The 23779-nt window shown below is 39.4% G+C and carries 21 protein-coding genes and 1 pseudogene; 18 read left to right on the top strand and 4 right to left on the bottom strand.

Annotated features, from left to right (window positions below):
• Both B2X72_RS23050 and B2X72_RS23045 read left to right on the top strand, forming a co-directional pair.
• Positions 1–1086, top strand: a 1086-nt coding sequence (locus B2X72_RS23050; RefSeq protein ID WP_286851605.1) for a TonB-dependent receptor domain-containing protein, incomplete at its 5' end; no start/stop codon positions are given.
• 81 nt (positions 1087–1167) lie between these two features.
• Positions 1168–1614, top strand: a complete 447-nt coding sequence (locus B2X72_RS23045; RefSeq protein WP_088161445.1) for a VOC family protein — start codon at positions 1168–1170, stop codon at positions 1612–1614.
• A gap of 621 nt (positions 1615–2235) precedes the next feature.
• On the opposite strand, the gene B2X72_RS23040 is transcribed toward B2X72_RS23045, so the two are convergent.
• Positions 2236–3036, bottom strand: a complete 801-nt coding sequence (locus tag B2X72_RS23040; protein ID WP_145329120.1) for a CPBP family intramembrane glutamic endopeptidase — start codon at positions 3034–3036, stop codon at positions 2236–2238.
• A gap of 194 nt (positions 3037–3230) precedes the next feature.
• On the opposite strand from B2X72_RS23040, the gene B2X72_RS23035 reads away from it, so the two are divergent.
• The 8 genes and pseudogenes from B2X72_RS23035 to B2X72_RS23000 all read left to right on the top strand — a co-directional run.
• Positions 3231–4583 (top strand): Gfo/Idh/MocA family protein, encoded by a 1353-nt coding sequence (locus tag B2X72_RS23035; protein WP_145329118.1) that lies wholly within the window; start codon positions 3231–3233, stop codon positions 4581–4583.
• A 131-nt stretch (positions 4584–4714) separates the two neighbouring features.
• The gene (locus tag B2X72_RS23030; protein ID WP_145329116.1) at positions 4715–5641 is read left to right on the top strand and encodes an NAD-dependent epimerase/dehydratase family protein; all 927 of its coding nucleotides are present in this window, start codon (positions 4715–4717) and stop codon (positions 5639–5641) included.
• A gap of 331 nt (positions 5642–5972) precedes the next feature.
• The gene (locus tag B2X72_RS23025) at positions 5973–6806 is read left to right on the top strand and encodes a phosphatase PAP2 family protein (protein WP_088161449.1); all 834 of its coding nucleotides are present in this window, start codon (positions 5973–5975) and stop codon (positions 6804–6806) included.
• On the top strand, positions 6793–8313 hold the full coding sequence (gene eptA / locus B2X72_RS23020; RefSeq protein WP_286851601.1) for a phosphoethanolamine--lipid A transferase EptA: 1521 nt from the start codon (positions 6793–6795) through the stop codon (positions 8311–8313). Before B2X72_RS23025 ends, eptA begins: the two co-directional genes overlap by 14 nt.
• A 39-nt stretch (positions 8314–8352) precedes the next feature.
• The gene (locus tag B2X72_RS23015) at positions 8353–9207 is read left to right on the top strand and encodes a helix-turn-helix domain-containing protein (RefSeq protein WP_145329112.1); all 855 of its coding nucleotides are present in this window, start codon (positions 8353–8355) and stop codon (positions 9205–9207) included.
• A gap of 96 nt (positions 9208–9303) precedes the next feature.
• Positions 9304–9954, top strand: a complete 651-nt coding sequence (locus tag B2X72_RS23010; protein ID WP_145329110.1) for an HD domain-containing protein — start codon at positions 9304–9306, stop codon at positions 9952–9954.
• A gap of 268 nt (positions 9955–10222) precedes the next feature.
• On the top strand, positions 10223–11080 hold the full coding sequence (locus tag B2X72_RS23005) for a penicillin-binding transpeptidase domain-containing protein (RefSeq protein WP_145329108.1): 858 nt from the start codon (positions 10223–10225) through the stop codon (positions 11078–11080).
• 51 nt (positions 11081–11131) lie between these two features.
• Positions 11132–11644: pseudogene (locus B2X72_RS23000) on the top strand (class I SAM-dependent methyltransferase); the annotation flags it as partial.
• A gap of 169 nt (positions 11645–11813) precedes the next feature.
• On the opposite strand, the gene B2X72_RS22995 reads toward B2X72_RS23000, so the two are convergent.
• Positions 11814–12155: a winged helix-turn-helix transcriptional regulator gene (locus B2X72_RS22995; protein WP_075992508.1), complete on the bottom strand. Its 342-nt coding sequence runs from the start codon at positions 12153–12155 to the stop codon at positions 11814–11816.
• A gap of 93 nt (positions 12156–12248) precedes the next feature.
• Between B2X72_RS22995 and B2X72_RS22990 the strand changes: the two genes are divergently transcribed.
• Complete coding sequence (locus B2X72_RS22990; protein ID WP_286851597.1) at positions 12249–12884, top strand: peroxiredoxin-like family protein; 636 nt, start codon at positions 12249–12251, stop codon at positions 12882–12884.
• Positions 12881–13684, top strand: a complete 804-nt coding sequence (locus B2X72_RS22985) for a DNA alkylation repair protein (protein ID WP_145329104.1) — start codon at positions 12881–12883, stop codon at positions 13682–13684. The genes B2X72_RS22990 and B2X72_RS22985 overlap by 4 nt, the downstream gene beginning before the upstream one ends.
• Positions 13685–13899: 215 nt before the next feature.
• Here B2X72_RS22985 and B2X72_RS22980 read toward each other — a convergent pair whose 3' ends face one another.
• Positions 13900–14394: an efflux RND transporter periplasmic adaptor subunit gene (locus B2X72_RS22980; protein ID WP_145329102.1), complete on the bottom strand. Its 495-nt coding sequence runs from the start codon at positions 14392–14394 to the stop codon at positions 13900–13902.
• A 221-nt stretch (positions 14395–14615) separates the two neighbouring features.
• On the opposite strand from B2X72_RS22980, the gene B2X72_RS22975 reads away from it, so the two are divergent.
• The 5 genes from B2X72_RS22975 to B2X72_RS22955 all read left to right on the top strand — a co-directional run bounded on the left by B2X72_RS22975 (position 14616) and on the right by B2X72_RS22955 (position 22369).
• Entirely contained in the window at positions 14616–17381 is a 2766-nt protein-coding gene (locus tag B2X72_RS22975; RefSeq protein WP_145329101.1) for a TonB-dependent receptor, read from the top strand.
• A gap of 17 nt (positions 17382–17398) precedes the next feature.
• Positions 17399–18715 carry a DUF4876 domain-containing protein gene (locus B2X72_RS22970; RefSeq protein WP_145329099.1) on the top strand — a complete coding sequence of 439 codons (1317 nt, stop codon included), beginning with the start codon at positions 17399–17401 and terminating at the stop codon, positions 18713–18715.
• Positions 18716–18780: 65 nt separating this feature from the next.
• Positions 18781–20334, top strand: a complete 1554-nt coding sequence (locus B2X72_RS22965) for a DUF6850 family outer membrane beta-barrel protein (protein WP_145329097.1) — start codon at positions 18781–18783, stop codon at positions 20332–20334.
• 54 nt (positions 20335–20388) lie between these two features.
• Positions 20389–21519: a cytochrome-c peroxidase gene (locus tag B2X72_RS22960; protein WP_145329095.1), complete on the top strand. Its 1131-nt coding sequence runs from the start codon at positions 20389–20391 to the stop codon at positions 21517–21519.
• A 376-nt stretch (positions 21520–21895) separates the two neighbouring features.
• Complete coding sequence (locus tag B2X72_RS22955; RefSeq protein ID WP_286851592.1) at positions 21896–22369, top strand: hypothetical protein; 474 nt, start codon at positions 21896–21898, stop codon at positions 22367–22369.
• A gap of 12 nt (positions 22370–22381) precedes the next feature.
• On the opposite strand, the gene B2X72_RS22950 is transcribed toward B2X72_RS22955, so the two are convergent.
• A complete protein-coding gene (locus tag B2X72_RS22950; RefSeq protein WP_088161462.1) occupies positions 22382–22915 on the bottom strand; it encodes an O-acetyl-ADP-ribose deacetylase in 534 nt (177 codons plus the stop codon).
• A 283-nt stretch (positions 22916–23198) separates the two neighbouring features.
• Here B2X72_RS22950 and B2X72_RS22945 point away from each other — a divergent pair, with 283 nt between their 5' ends.
• Entirely contained in the window at positions 23199–23591 is a 393-nt protein-coding gene (locus tag B2X72_RS22945; protein WP_244294529.1) for a DoxX family protein, read from the top strand.
• Positions 23592–23779 lie beyond the last annotated feature (188 nt).

Here is a 23779-nt window from a genome sequence, read left to right as displayed (position 1 = left end):
CCCATTCATGGCGATGAGATAGAACAGGTTGATGATCGATACCTGTACGGGATTGAAAACAAATACAATCGCCAATTTCAGTTTGATCATAGTCAGCTTTCTTGGACATCGGGTTTTGGGCTCCGAGTGGATGATATCAAAGATCTTCAACTGAACCATGTTTATCAGCGCGACGAATTATTGGATCGGCTTTCGCATATTTCGGGCGTAGAAATGAATCTGCATGCCTATAGCAATCTGGATTGGCGTATTGGTAAATGGACTATTAATCCTGCAATACGTGTCGATCATTTGATTTTCAACTTGCATGATAAGCTGAAAAGTGACCCCGCCGGACAAGAGGCTTCCGCGACAAGGATTAGTCCAAAGCTTAATTTTGGATATACGTTCAGTCATCGCGCACAATTATATTTGAAAACGGGTATGGGATTTCATTCCAATGATATCCGCGTGGTGATGGAACAACATGGAAAAGATATTATGCCCATTTCCTATGGTGCAGATCTTGGCTTGATCTGGAAGCCAACTGATAACCTCTTTATTCAGCCTGCTTTATGGGGGTTGTACCTTCAGCAAGAATTTGTGTATGTTGGGGATGAAGCTGTCGTAGAGCCTTCAGGGAAAACGAAACGTCTGGGGGCAGATTTGAGTTTACGCTATCAAGCTACCCCTTGGTTATATTTTGACGGCGACATAAATTATGCTTACGCGCGGGCGATTGACGAACCTAAAGTTGAAAACTATATCCCGCTGGTGCCTTCCTTAACAAGTACAGGAGGGGTATCTGTGAAGTTACCGCTTGGCATTTCGGCTAATTTGCGCTATCGTTATATGAATACAAAACCAGCGATAGAAGATAATTCGGTACGTGCTAAAGGTTATTTTGTCAATGACCTCCTGCTAAACTATGGCCTGGGAAAATGGAATTTTTTGGTGCAGATCCAAAACTTATTTGACACCAAGTGGAATGAAGCGCAGTTTGAGACCGAAACTCGATTAAGAAATGAACAGCAGTCCGTTTCTGAATTGCATTTCACTCCTGGAACACCTTTTATGGTAAAAGCGGGTCTGAGTTATAAATTCTAAAGACTGGGCGCGATGGTAGCTTTAAAATTTTCCTTTGTATCTTTAATAGGGATTATAACTCCTTGTAAATAATGATGTATTATGGAAAAGAGTAAGTTACTTCGAATGGATAATATGGGTATCGTGGTGGAGTCGTTGGACAACGCGATTTCGTTTTTTTCAGAACTTGGTTTATATCTGGAAGGGAGAGCACAGATTGAAGGTGAATGGGCAGGTAGAGTGACTGGTCTTGGTGCGCAGCATGTCGAGATCGCCATGATGGTGACACCAGATGGACATAGCCGATTGGAACTTTCAAGATTTATTGATCCTGCGATAATTGCAGATCACAGAAATGCTCCGGTCAATGCCTTGGGCTATTTGCGGGCAATGTTTACCGTTGAAGATCTAGATGATGTACTGCGGAGGCTAATTGGCAATCACGGCGCTGTCCTCGTAGGGGAGGTGGTACAATACGAAAATGCTTATCGCCTTTGTTATCTAAGAGGAGTAGAGGGATTATTGATTGGTTTAGCCCAACCTCTATAAGGTAAATGATTGAATCGAACCTTTGTGCGAAAAAAAGAAAATTTAAGAAATTTCTATGTTGTACAAAATAAATAGAAAACTAAGACGTTATTGATACAAATACTTTTCATAAAATAGGTTAATATATGGCTAAGACCCTAGAGTTCCCCGCTCTAGGGCTTTTTTGTAATTATACCTGTGGGAATAACGACGTTTAGCACAATCTGTTCGGATTGTGTTCTTGCCTGATCAATAAAGTGAAATTTATCTGCTTGATGAAAGCCATGGGGAAGGCCTAAGAATCTATTTTTTTAGACTCTATTTTCAATGATGAACTCGTCATTACGTTCATGACTGGTTTTACAATTTTGCCCAAACTGGATGTAATTTAGGCAATTTTTGAACATGTGGTCATTAGTACAATCAGACATAGGACGAGCAATATAATAACAGATGTGGTGTAAGGCGTTCTTCTCATAATACTTTTTTTTACTTAGTAGTTTACAAAAGCCGTGCCTTTATTTTTAGAACTTGCAGTGAGTCTGATTGTTGTAGCTTCGTGTCTACAGGGTAGCTGATATAATAAAGGGAATTATATGTTGGCAAAAGCTTTTACCGATGGCTTGTGCATCGATTTTGGGATTAATCGATCGGGCTACTATTGTTCCCCTGAAACGATGTTTTTTTTGACAGCTTATAGACGATCAGAATACCTAAAAGCATTACGATCGTATAGGCAATAAACGCGATGTTTTCAGACTGATGTTCACTGCCCTTTGCAACACTTTCTACCCATAACCCTGTGCTATTTTTAAACCCCAAAGCCCAATGGGTTAGGTTCCAGCCGAAGTGCAGTCCAATAGATAGTGCAATATTGCGGGTTCTTAGTACAGCAAGACCAAAAAGTACAGCTCCAAGTCCTGAACCCAGTACTGCCGCCTTTAGTGTAAAACCGGTAAATAAATGTTCTAAAATAAAAACAAGTACCATAATCGAAAAGGCTACAACAGTGCCGAGTTTATCTTTCAGGCGCCATAAGAAATAGGTTCTAAAAACCAACTCTTCCCGACAGGCGACGAAAAAGTAAAGAAGAATATGTATTGCCAATAATTTAGTGTCAATAAATGCCTGTTTCTTAAAAGATACTTCGGCAAAATTTGTTAGTATTATAACCATAAGGCCGACCATAACAATACCTAAGCATAAGCCAGCGCTAAAATTGAGCACACTCTTTTTGTTAAATCCTAACCCAATTTGAGAAAAACTAATTTTATCCCAAGCTTTAAACAGGTAAATTAAACCCAAGCTGAGGAATGTCGCGAGGCTGAGTGAAAGTAAATCGGAGAACATTGTTTGTTTGGTTATGCCTGCAGCGAAAGCAAACACCACGAGGGAGGCAAAGTAAAATAATATTACTTTCAAAAATACCATTTCTCTTTTCATGTCTTAATTGTTTAGCTCGATATGAATTTACGCTATTTTGGCTTAAATGAAAAAAATGCTGTGCTACTTGTTGATCTTAAAGTGCAGGTCTTGTTCCTGTAGGTAGGTTCTTTTGCCTGTAACGTATTTTGCGGCTTAAAACAGGTTGATTTATCGTTTGTTTTTTCTTATATTAGGCAATAAACCAATGAATTATGGCTATGGTCAATCTAAATAGGAGAAAATTTATTCAAGGAGCGGGGGCAGTTTTAACTTTATCAGCCTTAGAAGTTAAGGGGCTTTCATTTCGTGATGCGATTAAAAATTTTCGGGTCGGATTGATTGGTGCAGGTTGGTATGGGAAAAGTGATTTATTCCGTTTAATTCAGGTTCGGGATGTCGATGTCATTGCTATATGCGATGTCGACGACAATCAGCTGCAGGAAGCTGGGCGGCTGATTAGTGAGCGTCAAATTTCAAAAAAAGTTCCAAAACTGTATAAAGATTATAGGCAAATGCTCGCCAGTCATAAATTCGATCTAATTCTCATTGGAACACCAGATCACTGGCACGCCAGACAGGCTATTGATGCGATGCGTTCGGGTGCTCATCTCTATTTGCAGAAACCGATCAGTGTTGATGTGCTTGAGGGGGATGCTATATGGCGTGCGGCAAGAAAATATAACCGGAAAGTTCAAGTGGGAACACAACGGAGAAGTACAGCCCATCTCATTGATGCCAAGAAGCGAGTGATCGATAGTGGCTTACTTGGAAAGATTTCGCATGTGGAAATGTGCTGCTATTATCATATGCGAAAGAACGGCAATCCACCGATCGAGCCGGTTCCAGATTTCCTGGATTACGAACTTTGGACGGGTCCAGCACCTTTGCGGGCTTATGATGGTTTGCCTCATGGTGGCTGGTGGCGAACTTTTATGGCCTATGGGAATGGAATAACCGGGGATATGGGAATGCATATGTTTGATACTGTGCGTTGGCTTCTGCAGCTTAAATGGCCCAAAAGCGTGCATGCGAAAGGTGGCATTTATGTGCAAAAAGGAGGGAAATCGACGATCGCGGATACGCAGACAGCCTTATTTGAATACGAAGATCTTAATTGTGTCTGGCAGCATAGGACATGGGGGGCAGCAGCAGACCCTGAATACCCTTGGGCATTTGTGATATATGGTGACAAGGGTACCTTAAAGGGAAGTGTGATGAAATATGAATTTATTCCAATCGGAGAAGGCACGCCCATTCGACAGGATGTTATCTTAGAAAAGGAGAAGTTCCCCAAAGATTTGACGGAGCACCGAATCGAGTTGCATACAGCGCCTGCAACCAGACAACATATGCTTGACCTTTTATCGGCAATTGAAAATAATCATCTGCCTGTAGCTGATATTGAAGAGGGCTATATATCTACCGCAAGCTGCATTCTGGCAAACTTGTCGATGCAGTTGAATCGCCCCTTGATTTATGATCCAATACAAAAAATATGTGTCGATGATCCTGAAGCAACTCAATTACTGCAAAGACCGTATCGCAGTCCATGGCAACATCCTTAATAAGATAGGTCATGGGCACTGAGCAAAGTTGAGGTCGGGAGTTATTCGGTATTGAACCGCAACGGTGCGGTTAATTGAACAAATATCAATATATTGGTATCAGATGGTCACAACATAGAAAAAGGAATATTATGCAGACGATATTGGGTGCCAATGGACAAATTGGAGAAGAACTGGCGCGCGAGCTAAAGCGAAATTTTACTTCTGCTATCCGCATTGTCAGTCGAAAAGCAAAAAAAGTAAATGATACTGACGAAGTTTTTTCTGCGGATCTATCGATCCGTGAACAGGCAATCGAGGCGGTGAAGGGGAGTGATATTGCCTATTTCACTTTAGGGCTTCCTATAAGTTCGGATCTATGGGAGGAACAATTTCCAGCTATTCTTCGTCATGTGATTGATGCCTGTAAGATCAATGGTACTAAGCTTGTCTTTTTTGATAATACATATATGTATCCTCAAGAGGATCGTGTTTTGACGGAGGAAAGTACCTTTGCTCCTGTCGGAAGAAAGGGGAAAGTGAGGCGGAACATGGCAGAAATGGTACTTGCTGAGATAGCATCGGGCCAGCTTGAAGCCGTTATTTGTCGAGCACCTGAATTTTATGGTCCTGGCAAAACACAAAGCATTACCAATACCCTAATTTTTGATAACATCAAAGCGGATAAAAAACTGAAAGTGCCTTTATGTGTTGATAAAAAACGAAGTCTGATTTGGACTCCCGACGCAAGTCGAGCAACTGCACTTATCGGAAATACACCTGATGCCTATGGACAGACCTGGCATTTGCCCGTGGATAAAGCGCATCCCACTTACCGGGAGTTTATCAGAATGGCAGCAGATATTTACGGTAGGGAATTCAAATATACTGTAGTTCCCAAATTTATCTTTAAAATAGGGGCTCTGTTCAATAAGCGGTTAAAGGAGCTTTTGGAACTTCTTCCACGATACGAACACAATAATCTATTTGATGATTCAAAGTTTAGAAATAGATTTCCTGAATTTGAGGTTACTTCTTACGAGCAGGGAATCGATCAGATTAAACAGGACAAGTTTTAACTTATGCATAAATGAGAGCGCAAGCGACTTTGTTCACCTGGCAACAACCGCATCTGGTCATAATATTATGCTTGAGGAGCCAACTTTGGTCATCAGCGCTTTTTCACAGCTGCTGGGAAAACTGTAAGACAAGGAAACCGATCTTCAGCCTTGTGCTCTGAGATGAAGCAAAATACGTTGAATATCGGTTTCCTTTTATGATAAAGCTTTTTTTGAGGGGGAAGTGAATCAGTAATGGGCACGGAATAAGAAAGCCTACGCTGCATTTGTAAATTCTAAATTTCTACAGAATTCGTTCCGTTCTTTACGCGTTTAAAAAGACGCGTGCAAGATGAATACTAATTCGACGATAATCCATAATTATGCTAGGCTTAGAAAATCGTTGTTCTTTCTACCTATAATCCTGTTAGCTCTGCTCATTCTATTTCTATATTTTAATCATGCATTGAATGTATATGGCTATACCGTCATTCAGAAGAGTAGCTTTTTCGCGATAAATGCTTATTTGGGGCAATATCCAAATCTTGAGTCCAATTTTACACAGTTTGGAGACTGTTTAATCAGTCTCTCGCTTTTGAGTGTCTTTCTGCGCTATGGTCCTAAATTATGGGAGGCATTAATATCAGCATCTCTAATTTCTGCTTTCTTTTCGATCCTTTTAAAGGTACTATTTGCTGTGCCACGACCCGCAGCAGTATTTAATCATACTAGTTTTTTGATTACCGGTAAGATACTTCTGGGGAACAATAGCTTGCCTTCTGGCCATTCCATCACGATATTTACAACGTTGACCGTTATCATGTATGCTTTTATGCCGCAACGATTGAGTTATAAAATAATGTGGTTTTTAGGTTTAACATTTATTGGGTTGATGCTTGCTTTATCCCGCGTCGCATTGGGGGCACACTATCCTTTAGACGTGCTCAGTGGCTGTATTATAGGATATCTTTCGGGACTGTTCGGAATTTTTTTTAGCAGGGAATTTAAAATATGGAACTGGATCAACAACAAACGGTATTATCCAATTTTCATATTATTGTTCCTCGTTTTCAGTATTGTATTGATCAATAGAATAATTAATGATAATTTGCTAATATTTTATTTTACATTTATCTGCTTAATTAGTACACTTTATAAAATCATTACCGTTTATGCTAAAAAATAGCTTAAAATTAGTTCATTTTGTACTTTTCATGAGTGTGTTGAATTTTATATTCTTCCATTTTCCATTTTATACTTTTGTTTTTAATAATGTTGATTACAGGAGTTTTGGGGGTATTGTTCTGATCGGTAGCTTAATGGTTCTGATGCTGGTGATGAATGCTTTTGTACTTTATCTGTTTTTTTCGGCGTCACGTCGTTTCGGGAAATCCATACTTGTTTTGTTCTTTCTGATCAATTCAGTCGCCGTTTATTTTGTTAACACATATAGCGTTATTTTGGATGAAACAATGATCGGTAATATCTTGAATACCCGATATTCCGAGTCCAGCGGTTTCTTTTCCCTGAAACTGATCGTCTATCTCGTGTTTCTCGGTATTATTCCCAGTATCTTCATCATTAAAGCCAAAATAGTAAAGGATAAACCAAAGAAGTTTTTTATCACTTCCTCACTTTCGTTATTATTTATCGTTATTTTAATATTTGCCAATGCGACTAATTGGTTGTGGATCGATAAGAATTCGAAGACTTTGGGTGCACTTGCCATGCCTTGGTCTTATACCGTCAATATTTCGCGCTTTTGTATTCATGAACACCAAAAAAATAAGAAAGAGATTTTATTGCCGGATGCGACGAAAACGGACCACAAAAAGACAGTAGTTGTACTTGTTATAGGTGAATCTGCTCGAAGAGATAATTTTTCGTTGTATGGCTATCAGAAGAATACAAACCCTCTGCTTTCCAAAACACCCAATCTTTATCATTTTGACGCAACTTCTTGCTCTACCTATACGACAGCTGGAGTAAAATGTATTTTGGAACATAAAAATACGGATGATTTGTACGAAATCCTGCCAAATTACCTCTATAGAAATGATGTCGATGTGATCTGGCGAACAAGTAATTGGGGAGAGCCACCTGTACATATTAAAGAATATGAAACGAATGATCAACTTGCTACAAACTGTAAAGGTGAAGGATGTGCTTACGATGAGGTACTTTTAACAGGTCTAAAGGAGCGGATATCATCCAGTAAAAAAGACAAGATTTTTGTTGTGCTCCACACAAGTACAAGCCATGGACCAACATATAGCAAGAAATATCCCGCTCAATTCGAGCAGTTTAAGCCGGTCTGCAATAGTGTTGAGTTAGGAAACTGTTCTAAAGAAGAATTGATAAATGCTTATGATAACACCGTTGTTTATACAGATTATATTTTGCATAATCTGATTGAGGATCTAAAGCAATTGAAGGAATATAACAGTGCCATGTTGTTCGTCTCGGATCATGGAGAATCACTGGGTGAAAATAATCTGTATATGCACGGATTGCCGATGAGCATTGCACCAAAAGAGCAATACGAGATTCCTTTTATCGTCTGGGTGTCTGATCATTCAAAACAGTTGAAACCAAATAAAACCTTGACCCAAAATCATGTATTTCATAGTGTGCTGAAATTTTTGGATATAAAGAGCCCTATCTATGACGAGAATATGGATATTTTCAAATAGCGAGCAATAGCGATTGTCAAGGTTTATTGATTTTACAGTATGAAATCAGCTAAGAAGATTATAATTGAACCTGTAATAGATGATTCTTTTTCTATAAAACGGATAGATTACCACCTTAACGATCATGAAACATTTAATAGACTGATCTATCATCGTATTTTTTTTGTCGAAACCGGTGCCGGCTATCTTTCTATTGATAATAATGTATTTGAGCTACATGACAATAGCATTTTTCTCTTATCCAAGGGACAGATCTATGCTTTTTCAGATCAGACTTCGGTAATGGGTTTTTCCATTTCCTTTGGGGATTGTTTTTGGCAAAAGACACCTCCGAGCGCAAGTAACTGTAAAGCTGTATTGTTCAATAACACCAGTGCAAATCCATATCTGAAGCCTAGTACTACCGAAGTAGTAGAGCTGTTATTTCTATTCAATGCACTGTTGTCAGAATATTGTGGTCCCCAGTATATCAATCAGATGGATGCTCTTGCGGCGTTTTTGAAAATTATTATGATTAAACTTGCGAACGTTAAACTGACCGCGGAAGCAACTTTCGATAGTCAGGATTACATCTTGTATCGCAAATTTATGGAAATGCTCAGTGCACAGTTTGATCAATATCATGCCGTGTCGGAGTATGCCAAAATGCTTCATATTTCAGCACGAAGATTAAGCGAACTTTGTAAACGATGTAGCGGGATTAAGGCGAAGGAGATCATTAATGGACAGCTCATAGCAGAAGCGAAACGGTTGCTGCAGTTTAGTGCGATAACAGTGAAAGAAATCGCCTATGCACTTCATTTTAATTCGGCAGAACAATTTAGTCATTTTTTTAAAAAGAATACAAAACTCTCTCCCCTGAACTACCGTAATCAATTTGTTGATGCAGAGTGAAAATTGCACACGGTAAATTTTGACATTTCAAACGTACTTATTGCTATTCCTATGGGGCTGTTGCCGTCATAACTTTGTCCTAAATATCTTAAAGTTATGGTAGTAAATCATCTAAAAAAAGTGGCCGGCATTGTTATTCCGGACAGTAAAATCGCAACGCAAGCGACAGCATTACTATTGGAACATGGTACTGAATTTATCTATAACCATTCGTTGCGTGTCTTCCTATTTTCATCTTTAAATGCAAAACGTAAAAATTTGGTCTACGACAGTGAATTGTTGTATGTAGCTTCCGTATTTCATGATTTGGGCTTAGTATCGCATTACAGTAGTGCAGATCTTCGTTTTGAAGTGGATGGCGCTAACGCCGCCCGAGACTTTCTAAAAAGCCATGGTGTAGAGTCGGCGAAATTACAGCTTGTATGGGATACCATAGCACTCCATACAAGCATAGGAATTGCTGAACACAAAGAAAATGAAGTTGCCCTGATGTACTCGGGCGTTGGGCTTGATGTGATGGGTGAGGGCTATGCGCATTTAAGTGCCAAAAATAGAGAAGAGATTGTTCAAGCCTTTCCAAGGGATAATTTTAAAAAGAAAATTATCCCGACTTTTTTTGAAGGTTTTGAGCATAAGACAGAAACCACATTTGGCAATATAAAGGCAGATGTGTGCGCTTTTATGATCCCTAATTTTGAGCGAAAGAACTTTTGCGATTGTATTCTTCATTCGCCTTGGTCTGAATAGTAAGTCTAATCCCGAGGTTTGAATAACAGGTTCGGATCACATAGCTTTCGGGACTATCTTGCTTTAGCGATAGTCCCGCGCTATTTTCTCCTATTCAATACTATCCCAATAATCGACGACTGACTTCTAACCGAGCTAAAGCACATCTTGTATGTATATCGTGTATTGGATATTTGAAATTCGTTAAATTTATATCTTAACTTTATAAAGGCTCTAGTATAGTTTTCAAGTTTCAATTTGTACAATGGCTTATTAATGGTATCAACGTATGGTTTTAAATAGTATTTATCAGATGATCTTCAAATCGATTTTGTTTATAACAATGACGGTGATTTCGTTTGACTTGTTGGCCCAAGCTCGAAATCCTGATAAGAAGATCGTCAGATCTGACTTTCAAAAATATTTTGATGAGTGTCATGTTAATGGCACTGTTGCACTTTATGACAATAATAAAGGTGCTTGGATTTTGTCCGATACATCGGACACACAAGTTGCAACATTACCTGCGTCAACTTTTAAGATTATAAATATGTTGATTGCCTTGGAAACTAAGACGATCAAAGATGAAAATAGCATCGTTCCATGGCCCGGGTCAACAGATACCTTAAAATATGGCTACCGACCGGATATTTATAAAAATATCAGTGTAAAAGAAGCATTCGCAGTGTCTGCAGGTTGGGCATTTATCGAGTTAGCAAAGAAAATTGATCGTTCTGTCTATCGGAAGTATCTCAAAGCTTGTAACTACGGGAATATGGACCTTTCCGAATCAGGTCCCGACTTCTGGAATTTTGGTCCAATGGGCATCTCACCAATTAATCAGGTTGAATTTTTGAAAAAGCTTTATGATGGAAATTTGCCTTTTTCAAAAAGAAATATGGATATTGTTAAAGGAGTCATGATTTCGGAACAAAACGCGGACTATACGGTTCGGTCTAAAACGGGCTGGACAATGGCCAATCAGATCAACACCGGATGGTGGATAGGCTATGTTGAACAAAAGGAAAATGTTTATTTCTTTGCAACGCGACTTATTCAGGACCGGAAGTTCAACAGCCCTGATTTCTCGAGCTGCCGGAAGGCGATTACATGGAAAGTTTTTAAGGATCTAAAGATTTTGCCCTAACACCAAGGCTGTTCGTTATCAGTCAATAAATTTTATCAGGACAATAGACAGATGGAAAATTTTAATCGAAAAAAGCATTGGGAAGAGATATACGAAAATAAGCCGCTGGAATCAGTTAGCTGGTACCAGCCTACCCCAGAAGTATCACTACATTTTATAAATCAATCTAGTCTCCCAAAAAAGGCTAAAATTATTGATATAGGTGGTGGTGACAGTTTCCTGGTTGATTTCTTATTAAAAGCAGGATTTGAAGATATTACTGTATTGGATATTTCCAGCACTGCCATTGAAAGAGCGAAGAAGCGATTAGGGAATCAAGCGACTAAAGTCAAATGGATTGTTTCAGATATCTTAGACTTCGTTCCCGATACACCATATGATTTTTGGCATGACCGGGCCACATTTCATTTTTTGACTGCTCGCCAAGAGATTGAACGCTACATCGAAATCGCAGATCAAGCAATTGCAGTGGGAGGTATTTTGGTTGTTGGAACCTTTTCTGAACAGAGGCCAACGAAATGCAGTGGCATTACAATTAAACAATATTCAGCACAATCGATAAGCGATTTGTTCCAGACATATTTTAGGAAAATTGAATGTATAGATATTGACCATATAACACCCTTCGACACCAAACAGTGTTTTGCAGTTTTCGCAAAGAGCTGTTATAGCAGGGTCGAATACTTCTCTCGCAATAGAGCATCGCTATGTCGATCGAATCTGCCCGTTTGTGCTAACTTTTATTGGAATTTTCCAATAAAAGTTCTCCCCAAGCATTCAATTTCCAGAGTACTTCCACTAAACTTTTCCCTAAGGGGGTCAATGAATACTCCACTCTTGGAGGAAGCTCATGGAAAGATTGTTTGATTAGAATGCCATCATTGACCATTTCACCCAATTGTTGGTTTAGCACTCGTCTATCAACTTTTGCGATACCACGAAGCATTTCACTTGGGCGTTTTTCCCCTTCATTGATACGCCATACAATAGGAATTTTCCATTTCCCACTAATCGCATTGACGGCAAATTCCAATGGACATATTTTTTGTTTTATTGCTTTCTCTGTTATACGCATAAAATTGACTTTTTTGTCCCATAGGGATAATAAAATGCGGTATTGTGATTGTGCATTTACTTTTAAAACTTTGCAGAAATAACATACAGCATCATGAAAAATTTAGAATACGAAATTGCTAAATTAAATGCGAATTTAGCAACTCTTCCTCTCGAAATAAAGGAAATATTTGGCAGATCGATTCAGGATCTACAGTCTGGGGATCTAACCGAAAAGAGCCTGCAGATAGGGGACAAGTTCCCTGATTTTAGTTTGGTGAATTCGAAGCGTGAAGAAATTGAGCTGGGAAAACTTCTGAAGAAAGGAAAGGTCATTGTGGCCTTTTTCCGCGGTAGCTGGTGTCCCTACTGTAATCTCGAGTTAAGAGCTTTACAACAGAATTTGACTCATTTTAATGCTTTTGAAGCCACTCTTCTTGCAATTTCGCCACAAGTGCCTAAATTTAGCGAAGCACTTCTGACGGACAACAATTTGGATTTCGAATTGTTGTTTGACGAAGATAATACGTTGGCAATCAGTGTTGGCATCTCATTTGAACTTCAGGATTATGCCATTTCAAGCTATGATCGCTTGGGAATCAATTGGTCCGCCTACAATGGTAATGACAGCAACAGACTGCCGGTCCCTGCTGTTTTTGTGATCGATCCTGATTATACAATATCTTATCGATTTATGGATGTCAACTATATGAATAGACTTAATATCGAAGAGTTAATAGCACAGCTATGAGTAAAATACAACGTAAAGGAGCAAGACGGATAGCGGATATTTCGATAGATTGCCTGGCCAGTCTGAACCGCGGAGAAATTGAAACTGCAAATCTTATGGAGTGGCTCGCTGTTGACCAACGGTTTTTACTCGAGTATATCCTTCAGCAAAATGGACGCATTCATTACTTGAAACCAATCTTAGCGCTGCTTGATCAGTTACAGAAACCGACGGTAAATTCCATCAATGAAACGATCGGGCGGGCGCTGCTCGATTTGATCACACAATATCGTGATAATACCTTCCTGACAATACTATCCAATCATACTGCAGATCTCGTGCGTTGCTGGGCAACCTACACGGTCGGAGATGATAAGCATCTTGAAATTGAGAAATTACTGTTGTCAATGCGTCCTTTTGCTGCAGATCGGCATTTTGGGGTGCGAGAAATCAGCTGGATGGCGATACGTAATAGGATAGCTTTGGACTTGGAAAAGAGTATTGCCGGTCTGAGTCTATGGACGGTGGAGAAGGATGAAAATTTGAGACGTTTTGCTTCGGAGGCAACCCGACCGAGAGGCGTATGGTGTAAGCATATCGATCGCTTGAAGCAGGAGCCAAGTCTAGCCTTGTCTATTTTAGAACCGCTAAAATCTGACCCTTCAAAATATGTTCAGGATAGTGTTGGAAATTGGCTGAATGACGCAAGTAAAAGCCAACCCGGTTTTGTTAGGGCACTTTGTAATCGCTGGGAACAAGAAAGTGATACCAAGGAAACGCGATACATCATTCGAAAAGCACTTCGAACTATCCTGAAATAAATATGTCCGGTAGTTACCGAACAAAAAATGATGATCGCCCGCTTGAGCGACATTTGACCTCAGTTTACGGCAATAAATCTGAGTTTGCGTACTTTAACTAAAGCAGTTTAGATGGATGATCGGCTTATCCGAAATTAAAAGCCGCCATTTATTGTTCTTAAAAGAACGATAAATGGCGGCTATCACTTGAAATGATTTATTCGATACGTATGATTTTACTCTTCCTTATTCTGTGCTTTCATTAGTAACGCGAAAGCATTTTTTAGTGCTATTTGTGTGTTCGGTTGAATGTTATCGGCCTGAATCTGCTGTTTTCCGTTCTCTTGGATACCTAATTTTACCGCATTCATTTGAAATGAACCAGCGCTATGTTGCACAAATACAAAATATTTATTTTGCCAACGTACGATTGCCTCTTCTGGTACAACCATTGCCTTGGTATTATTGATATGAAGATCGGCATTCTTGAACATTCCAGGGGTTAAAATAGCATCGGATTTTTGAAAACGGCATAGCACTTCGGCCATTCTATTTTCATCAAAAGTGCGGTTGACAAGAAAGACTGTGGCCGGAATTTTTCGAGCGACTTCCGTATTGGCATACGCAGAAACGGTATTTCCTATCTTGACTTTAGCTAGATCTTTTTCGAACAGCTGTAGGGAAAGATACATGTCTGATGGATTAACAATCTCAAATAGGATATCTGTCATCACAACCCCATTTCAGCCACCCAATGATTAAGCTATGCGAACCATAGGGTGCCGTTTTACAGCTTTGTGCGTTTTTGTGGCTTTGTTGTAATCGTTTGTGCGTTATATTATTTAGAATAATTAAAAATAATTCTAAATAATAGGTTTTAATACCTTACATTTGCAACTGTTTAGAATTGTTTTAAATAAATACGCTTTTTTATGCGTTTTTATTCTTACTTATGAAAAAGCTCTATTGGACTAGTTTCATCTTGATTTGCACAGCTGCAAATGCACATGGACAGTCAATATACATCCAGGGAAAGATCACTGATAGTAATAAGAATGTACTATTGGGAAGCACCGTGATTTTGGATCAACTGGGACTCTCCAGTATGACAGATGGTGCTGGTGAATATCGTCTAACCATCCCCAAAGAGCAGCTTGGCAAATTTGTTACCTTGTCGGTTTCCTATATCGGTAAGAAAAAGGTTGAAAGAACAGTCTTGTTGGATTCGATAAAGAAGATTGAAAATTTTTTGTTGCAGGATATGAGTCTTGCACTTGATGAAGTTGCAGTACAGGCGAAGCGGGGAGAGCTGAGCAACTCTTCACTTGTGTTTGACCGGGAAATGATTGAACGGTATCCTGCACTCAGTTTAAATGATCTTTTGAACCGATTGCCAAACCGGAAGAATACTGCTCCTTCTGTACAGGAGATGCAAAATCTAACGCTGAGAGGTGCTTTTAGTGAGACTACAGGGCGCTCGCGAGAGGTTAATGAATTGAATAACTCCTTTGGTGTCGCTATTATAATGGATGACATGGTTTTGGGCAATAATGGAAATATGCAAGGACGGAATGCAGGAATATTTGGCATGTCTTCCTCAACGAATGCAATTAGACCATCAGATTATGGTTTAACAGGCCGCCCCACAACAGGAAAATTCTATTCCGGAGAAAATGTGTTCAGCGGTCTGGATTTGCGTCAGATTCCGATAGAAAATATCGAACATTTGGAAGTTATTTCAGGCGTAGCACCAGCACGTTATGGCGATTTGTCAAACGGTGCCGTTATCATCGAAAGACAGGCAGGCAAGACCCCGGCTTTTTTTAGGCTTCAAGTTCGGAGTAATGCAACTTCATATAGTCTGTCCAAGGGAATGTCACTGGGAAAAAAGCTTGGGACAATTAACCTGGATTTAGGTTATGTGCAATCTTACGCAGATAATAGAGACAAGCTGAAACAATACGACCGCGTGAATGGAACTTTGATCTGGACAAACTATTATGGCACCGATAAGCGTCTGAAACAGACTTTTTCAGGGTCTTACAATAAAGTTATTGATCAGGTCCGAAAGGATCCGGATGACCCACTCTCGAATGCCATTTCTTTTGGTGGCTGGGGCTGGAATGCTTCTAGTCGGACCAATTACAATTTGGATCATAAATTCCTCAAAAGTATCAGTTTCAATGCAGGACTAAGTTCAACACTGCAGAAAACCTATCGTGAGTATTACTATAATGGTGCAGTCGTGCTCTATACCGATTCTGTGCAAACTGGAATTGTAGAAGGACAATACGCCCCTGGTCAGTATACTGCTCTGGATCATGTGGACAATAGGCCATTGAATTTAAATGCCCGATTGGAAGGAAATGCTGTTGCCATTACAGGCGATATTATCCACAAGATAAACTTCGGAAGTAACTATAGTTATGACATCAACCGTGGAAAGGGGCGAATTGCAGATCCTTCTATTCCAAAAAAGGATCTTGGAGCAAGATCGGATAGGTATTATGATTTTTCATTAACAAACGCTTTGCAAAACCTGGGTTTGTATGCCGAGGATGCAATGCGGACCAAAGTATGGGGAAGGGATCTTAGCATGCGGGCGGGAGTTCGCTGGGATCTTATGAATGGTCACTCATCCATTTCTCCAAGAACCAACATCAATTATTCACTTTCTAAATCAACTCAGATTGGACTGGCATATGGCCTATCCTTCAAATCTCCTGGATTAGCACAACTATATCCCGGGCCGACCTTTGATGAAATTATATTGCTGAATTCCTATAATGGTAAAGTCAACGAAAGTATGGCATTGATTTACTTGCGGCGTTATGAAAAAGACAATAGCAATCTCAAGAGTAGTGTAGGGCAAACCCTCGAATCATCACTTTCATGGCATAAGAATGGGCATCAGCTGCGTACCAATCTTTTTTATAAAAAAAATACGCGCGGAATCAACACGGTTACGGCTGATCAATTAATGGACTTGCCTACATATACGGCCACTGCGGTGCCCGGGGGCAAACCAACAGTTGAACAGACTGGGACGAGAAAGTATTTAATGTCTAATTTGTACTTTGCCAATAGTAATAAATCGTCCAATTTTGGTGCAGAAGTCATGTATTCTACACCCAGAATTCAACAGATTATGACGACTTTCTCCGCTACAGCCGCATTTACTTTGGCTAATTCTAGTTCTAATGCGCTGAGCCGTTTGAATTTTAATACCGAAAAAACAGCTTTAGATGACGTTGTCCTTGGATTTTTTCCATCGAAATCCACGAAGAACTATTTAAGTAGAGCGCAATTACGAAGTTCGACTCATTTTCCGGCGTTGCGTTTGATTATTGAACTGAGTGCAGACTGTGAATTATTAAACTACAATAAATCTAACTACCGAGATATTATTCCTGTAGGATATTATACACGCGATTATACGTATCATGCCATTGAGCAGTTTGATATGAGCAACCCGAAGCATCTCGAACTCTATACAGGAAGGAAAGAGGAAGCTGACCGGGCAAATATTGAAAACAACTACGTCTACTGGAACTTCGGTCTTAATATGGCTAAGGAAATAGGCAAGAATATTTACCTGTCATTTAATGTCTATAACTTTTTGGATTACCAACCGCGATTTTATAGGGAAGGGGCTACCTCAGTGCAAGCTCCGAATTCTTCTCCTAATTATGGCGCCCAACTGACTTATAAATTTTAACATAAAAACTAAACAAGATGAAAACTCATTACTTAATTCCTTTTCTCTTTTTACCTTTTATTTCCTGTAAAAAAGATAATACACCTGGTATACAACCACTGGATATTAAGCTGAACTTAACATACGCTTCTGAAAATTTTAACACCAAGTTGGACTTAAGCAAGGCTATTGTTAAGATTACCAACCTAGCAACAAAAACCAGTGGTACATATTCCGTGTCACAAGGTGTGGTCAATTTGACCTCCATTATGCCAGGTGAGTATGATATTGATGCTTCTATTACAATACCTAAGGAGCAATACAATAGTTTAACAGGCGAATCAAGCAAAGAGGACGTTACATTTAATGCTTCCCTGAAAAAAATCAGTTTAACCAGTTCTACGACTTTGGACTTGGAATTGATTGCAGGTCTATTGGGCGATTTTGTCATCAAGCAGATTTACTATGCGGGTTCTGATAATAAAGAAGGGGCTTTGTTCAGAGATCAGTTTTTTGAAGTTTACAATAATACAGACCGTGTTTTATATGCCGATAGCCTCTACTTTGGCCGGTTATGGGGAAGACAGTCTCCGACCAGTCAATCCGATTATTACCAGCCAAATGGCCAATTGGATTGGAGTAAATCTTTAGGAATGGTAAGCGTTGAATCCGCGAATACAGATTATGTTTACTTAAGAGATTTATTTATGATTCCTGGCAACGGAAAGACCTATCCAGTGGAACCTGGTAAAAGTATTGTGATTGCCCAAAATGCGCTAAACCATAAAGCGCCGTTTGTCGGCAATAATGGCAAGGAAGTAGCCATCAAGAATCCGGATCTTACCGTAGATCTTAGTAAAGCCAATTTTGAGGTTTATTATGGAGATATCCCTGGGAAAACTCCTTTTGCAACAGATATTGACAATGCTGCTGTACCCAATGTTGAGATATTAGATTATACAGGCAATGACTGGATATTAGATAATCTAGGGCGCGACGGTTATGTTATTTTTAAACACGCAAATCGTTCGGATGTGGAGAATCTGAAGAGCTATACTGAGCCATCCATCAGCGTTCCGACCTCTACCGCAAAAAAATATAGACAGTTACCTGTCCGTTGGATTATGGATGCCGTTGAGATGCAGCCAAACACCGAGGATGCTCGAATTCCTAAAAAATTGACAGCATCACAGGATGCCGGTTATACTTTCGCACCACTAGGCGGCTATTCGTCACAATCCGTTATTCGCAAGACCGAAAGAACTACTAATGGAGTTCGTAAATTAAGGGACACAAATAATTCTACAGCGGACTTTATGGTGATAAAAGCTAATCCATTTGGATTTGGTGATTAATGACAAACGGTTATTCCAATACCAGCTTTCCGAACGAAAGCTGGTATTTTATAAAAAATACCTGAATGAAAAGTGTGAGATACATCATGTTGTTTTGGGGTGCTTTCTTAGCCTATCACCCTGTCATAGGGCAAAGTAAGTCCAATTCTTTAGATTCAACAGCAGCTTTGAACTATTGGTATCAACCATCATTTGTGATAATGCATGATATGGCAATACGAAATAGGGTATGGATTCCTGAGGAGATCAAAAATAGATCTTCCCTATTAGGTATTCAGCACAGCAAGGGACAAGGCGGCTTTAAGGCGGCTCAGGGAACTGATGGTCTCAGTCAATCCCAATTTTATACGGAAGGGAAGACCGATTGGCGCAAGACTAGCTTTTGGGGGAGATTTTCATATGATCACTCCGTAGAAGACAGCACAGCTTTGCGGCACCAATCTCGATGGAATGCGGATGCGCCATTGTATTTTGGTTCGTTGCGAAAAAATAAATACAATCGGGAGACCTATAAGCTCGATGCGGGAATCCAAAGAGCTTTCTTCGATGCTAAGCTCCCGATTTCCCTTGGTATAGATTATCGATTGGGCTCACATTATTCAAACAATGACCCCAGAGGCGATATCAAGGATATGAACCTTCAGTTTGAATTGAGTGCTGGTCACAATCTTCCGATACTTTCTTATCATATTGCTGGTATTTGGGGGTATGGTTCTGAACGTGCCAACGTCGGTTATAAAAATGAAAAGTATACAACAAATAAAGAGGATCCATTGTATGTCAATTGGATGATGAACGGTTTTGGAAGTGCGAAGGACCGACTAAAAGAAATTAATTACTATGATATTATCCATCGTAAAGGAGTTGGTGCCCATATCTTACTGAAACCCAATGATAGGGATAAGATTTATCTCAATGGCCGCTACCTTAATGAAGAACAATCATTCAGACGAAATGATAATTCTAAACAAACCTATTTGTCCTTAAATGATTATAAAAAGGATATCGGATCAATCGATTTTTTATGGAGCCGGCAGATGAAACATAAGCAATTGATTAGGGTAGCACTGCAGGGGAAAATTGAAAATGGCCAGGATTTTAATTATACTTATCTAGCGAATAACTACACCTATCGCCGCCATGAAATTTCGTTAAAAACTCAACTAGGGGTACACCAGTATTTGTTTGAAGGCCATGCTGGTATGTATAAGACCGAAAAAAAAGATGGTGTTAGCAGTAACCAAATGGATTTTGATCAAATTAGATTGGGACTCGGATTAAATCGTACATTTCAGGTTAATGAAAAGTCTGAAATAATAGGAACGATTGGATATTTTAAACAGTGGTCGCCAACCCATAATTTGTCTGTATCTGAGTTGAATACGGGTGATTTTGGGAAGCAAATACTCTATCAAGATTATCTTTACGATACCGCCTCGAGTGATAATTTTAATATGTCATGGGTATGGGGCACGCGCCATGCGAAGAATAATTGGAGTATACAGCTCCAGATGAATTATCAGTATAGGGGTAATTTGGTGCCGGTAGACTACACGTTGTCAAGTGTGCCAGGTAAAGATTGGTTTTTGGGTAAATTAGGGGTTTCCTATATTTTTTAAAAAAATAGATTGATTAGTAATCCTACTTCTTTATAAGAATAGTTAAGAGAGAAAATGAAAAAGCAGTTTTGTGTATTGGCCACTATTGTTGGTTTTGTAGGCTTGCTTTCTATGAAAGATCGACAGCAAGCCTTTGATGATGAGATACAGCTATATTATCGACGACCAGTGGACGAATGGCCAAAACCAACAATCGATGTAGGGGCTTATTGGAGTGAATTCAAGTCTCTACCCAAGATCGATACCAGCTATTTTTCTTTAATGGAAAAGCCTGATGTGAAGTTGGGAAAATATCTTTTTTTTGACCCTATTCTATCGGGGAGCAATCAAATATCCTGTAGCAGCTGTCATAACCCGCAAACTTCCTGGGCTGACAAGCTTACGGTACCAGTTGGCAATGATCATCTGGAGGGCACCCGCAATACTCCATCTTTGCTCAATGTTTATGCACGAAAGGAACTGTTTTGGGACGGCCGCGCTGGTTCGCTGGAGGAGCAAGCATTGGGTCCTATCGAAGCACACCACGAAATGGATATGGAATTGACAAAACTGATTCCCAAGTTAAAGGCCATTTCTGCATACAACAAATTGTTTGTGGATGCATTCGGGGATGCGGATTATTCAATGCCAGAGGTGCTTGAAGCCTTGAGTGCTTTTCAACGGACACTAACAAGTAGAAGGAGTCGTTTTGACGAGTTTTTAGATGGTAATTATAAAGTATTGTCTGATCAGGAAGTTCGCGGTCTTCATTTATTTCGTACGAAGGCGCGTTGCATGAATTGTCATAATGGTCAATTTTTTACCGATGATCTGTACCACAATATTGGGCTTACCTATTACAAACGGAAATATCAGGACCTGGGGCGATACGAGATTACAAAGGATCCTGCCGATGTGGGACGTTTTCGGACACCATCCCTGCGCGACGTGATGAATACCGATCCGTGGATGCACAACGGACTGTTTTGGAATATGACCGGGCTATTGAATATGTACAATAGTGGTATGCAGATGAATTCCGCTACTGCCGAACAGAAAGCGAAAGATCCACTGTATCCTGTAACCGATCCATTGATGCAACCCCTAAATCTGACGAAAGATGAAATAAAAGATATTGAGTCCTTTTTGCACGCCATCACAGCGACTTCTTATCGTATGCGCCGTCCCGAAAGTTTACCAAGATAAATGACCGTCGAACAATATTCAAGCTGTGTTTGGGTATTGTTCAATATGACGTAATTGGGGGGAGACAGCTTCTTGCAAAAAAAAGGTTACCCAAATATTGGATAACCAATGTTTTAAACAGATACTGGTAGGGTGTTTATTTTTTTTAAATATCGTGAATTCTAACGACTTATAAAGAAATTTTAAAAAGATAGCCATATCTGTTTGTCTACCTCTTTTTTGTTCCGACTAATTTGTATCTTAATAAACTGTATAGCCATCCGCAACCTCATGTTTTAAGGCCTTAAATAGGGTTATTAGTTTGTTGGTTGTATTAGCTTCAAATCGCTGTCAAAAGAATATTGCTGCAGTTTTAAAAATAAGGAGAAAATACGAAATGAAAAAAATTATCATCGTTGCTGTCTACTGTGTTGTTTTGTTTATGTCGTGTAACAATAGGGATGAAGATAGGGGAAATGATGAGGTTGCTGAAGTATCTCAAAATGGAATAGTCTCGGTCGTAAAATCATACTTTCTCTATCATGAAATAAGAAATGTAGACTATGCTATCTATATCAATGACGTATTGGCAGGACAATCTCATGAAAATGATGGTATTCCGGAGCCCTATAAACTGAACCAGTATATAACTTCATCAGGAAAGCAAATTGTGAAAATGATCATATCTGCCAACAGTCGAGAAAGAGAGATCACTCCGGAAATATTGGGAGAAATCAGTAAGAATGCGGGTATATATTTGCTCTTAAATAAAGATTTTGAGAATATTAAGGAACTCAAAAAACTGCAATTTCCACACATCGAAAAGTCTGTTCCTTCCTATGAATGTATATGGGAATTTGAAACGGAGTAGGATAATTTTTCCCTAGTCTTGCATCACTAGCTGATCGACCAGCCGGAAGTTTTCATCGTCAAAACAGACTATTTTGACTTGCGTAAGTGTTGTATCCGCCATCAGAAACTGCGTAATGACGCGGATGGATATTTGAGCCGCTAGTTCTTTCGGGAATCTGTAAATCCCTGTACTGATATTGGGAAAGGCTATCGAACGGCAACCATTTTCTACAGCTAATCTGAGTGCATTATAATAGCAGCTTTCTAATTTTTCAATTTCGTGATTTTTCCCTCCATTCCACACAGGGCCAACTGTATGAATTACATATTTAGCGGCTAGCTTGCCTGCAGTTGTAATGACGGCTTCGCCGACCTTGCAGCCTCCTTGTTTAGCCACAATGTTACGGCACCCTTCCAGAATTTCCGGCCCACCGGCGCGATGAATAGCGCCATCTACACCTCCACCTCCAAGTAACGACGTGTTGGCAGCATTTACAATAACATCGACTGTAATTTTTGTTATATCGCCCTTTACTACGGTTATTTTATCGGTATTATGTGACATAAGATTAATCTTAATTCAAAGATATGAAAAATAAAATAGCAGGTCTAACCAGTGTATTAGGGGGATAGCTATTGAAGTTAATGTCTCAGATAAAAAGTGAAATAAAATATTGTGTAGTCAAATATCTACACTTATATTTGTAGTCAAATAACTACATAATAAGGAGCGGTCGGTAAAAGACCCCGCATATTTTAGGAAATAAGAATAAGACCAAGTGTTGAAGATAAGAGAGGTGACTATTAATGTGAAGTAATTAACAATATAATAAGTAAATCATAGCATTATGAAAAGGAATAGGATAATTTATTGGATAGCGACCGTATGGTTGGCTGTAGGATTATTGTCAACTGCTATCATACAGATTTTTAAAATTCAAACGGAAGGAGCAGGCGGGATACAAAATATGACTCATTTGGGATATCCGAGTTATATACTTCCTTTACTTGGAATTTGGAAGCTTTTAGCCGTGGCTGCCTTGCTTTGGCCCAAAAGACCTCTTTGGAAAGAATGGGCATATGCGGGTATTTTCTTTACCGCTACTGGTGCTTTGTATTCACATATTGCATTGGGAGATTCTTTCGCTTTAATGGCTCCGGCACTATTATATATTATTCTAATTGCTACTTCTTGGTATTTCAGACCAGCCGATAGGAAATTCGATTGGAAATCGTGTTGAAATCTGTGGTGAATTTAATGAGTTACCCGAAAATATGCACTGGATTACCGACTCATCAGGAACAGTATTTAATGCTTTAACCTTTACTCTTCAGATGAAATATAGTGATTTCTGGTAGTATCCCAACTCGGCTTGGATAATCCAGATAACCGAATCCAACATTTACGTACAGTGCCTGATGCTTTTCA

The organism is Sphingobacterium sp. UBA7253 (genome assembly GCF_002472745.1).
Classification (GTDB): Bacteria; Bacteroidota; Bacteroidia; order Sphingobacteriales; family Sphingobacteriaceae; genus Sphingobacterium; species Sphingobacterium siyangense.
The sequence above is the reverse complement of the archived record's forward strand: the minus strand, read 5'-3'. Positions and strand labels throughout refer to the sequence as shown.

Excerpts from the sequence above, each read along its gene's own strand:
- B2X72_RS22980 (WP_145329102.1), bottom strand. The coding sequence starts at position 14,394 with ATGACAGATATCCTATTTGAGATTGTTAATCCATCAGACATGTATCTT.
- B2X72_RS22995 (WP_075992508.1), bottom strand. The coding sequence starts at position 12,155 with ATGCGTATAACAGAGAAAGCAATAAAACAAAAAATATGTCCATTGGAA.
- B2X72_RS22970 (WP_145329099.1), top strand. The coding sequence starts at position 17,399 with ATGAAAACTCATTACTTAATTCCTTTTCTCTTTTTACCTTTTATTTCC.
- B2X72_RS22945 (WP_244294529.1), top strand. The coding sequence starts at position 23,199 with ATGAAAAGGAATAGGATAATTTATTGGATAGCGACCGTATGGTTGGCT.
- eptA (WP_286851601.1), top strand. The coding sequence starts at position 6,793 with ATGCTAAAAAATAGCTTAAAATTAGTTCATTTTGTACTTTTCATGAGT.
- B2X72_RS23030 (WP_145329116.1), top strand. The coding sequence starts at position 4,715 with ATGCAGACGATATTGGGTGCCAATGGACAAATTGGAGAAGAACTGGCG.
- B2X72_RS22955 (WP_286851592.1), top strand. The coding sequence starts at position 21,896 with ATGAAAAAAATTATCATCGTTGCTGTCTACTGTGTTGTTTTGTTTATG.
- B2X72_RS23005 (WP_145329108.1), top strand. The coding sequence starts at position 10,223 with ATGGTTTTAAATAGTATTTATCAGATGATCTTCAAATCGATTTTGTTT.
- B2X72_RS22985 (WP_145329104.1), top strand. The coding sequence starts at position 12,881 with ATGAGTAAAATACAACGTAAAGGAGCAAGACGGATAGCGGATATTTCG.
- B2X72_RS22975 (WP_145329101.1), top strand. The coding sequence starts at position 14,616 with ATGAAAAAGCTCTATTGGACTAGTTTCATCTTGATTTGCACAGCTGCA.
- B2X72_RS23025 (WP_088161449.1), top strand. The coding sequence starts at position 5,973 with ATGAATACTAATTCGACGATAATCCATAATTATGCTAGGCTTAGAAAA.
- B2X72_RS23045 (WP_088161445.1), top strand. The coding sequence starts at position 1,168 with ATGGAAAAGAGTAAGTTACTTCGAATGGATAATATGGGTATCGTGGTG.
- B2X72_RS22965 (WP_145329097.1), top strand. The coding sequence starts at position 18,781 with ATGAAAAGTGTGAGATACATCATGTTGTTTTGGGGTGCTTTCTTAGCC.
- B2X72_RS23015 (WP_145329112.1), top strand. The coding sequence starts at position 8,353 with ATGAAATCAGCTAAGAAGATTATAATTGAACCTGTAATAGATGATTCT.
- B2X72_RS22960 (WP_145329095.1), top strand. The coding sequence starts at position 20,389 with ATGAAAAAGCAGTTTTGTGTATTGGCCACTATTGTTGGTTTTGTAGGC.
- B2X72_RS23035 (WP_145329118.1), top strand. The coding sequence starts at position 3,231 with ATGGCTATGGTCAATCTAAATAGGAGAAAATTTATTCAAGGAGCGGGG.
- B2X72_RS22990 (WP_286851597.1), top strand. The coding sequence starts at position 12,249 with ATGAAAAATTTAGAATACGAAATTGCTAAATTAAATGCGAATTTAGCA.
- B2X72_RS23040 (WP_145329120.1), bottom strand. The coding sequence starts at position 3,036 with ATGAAAAGAGAAATGGTATTTTTGAAAGTAATATTATTTTACTTTGCC.
- B2X72_RS23010 (WP_145329110.1), top strand. The coding sequence starts at position 9,304 with ATGGTAGTAAATCATCTAAAAAAAGTGGCCGGCATTGTTATTCCGGAC.
- B2X72_RS22950 (WP_088161462.1), bottom strand. The coding sequence starts at position 22,915 with ATGTCACATAATACCGATAAAATAACCGTAGTAAAGGGCGATATAACA.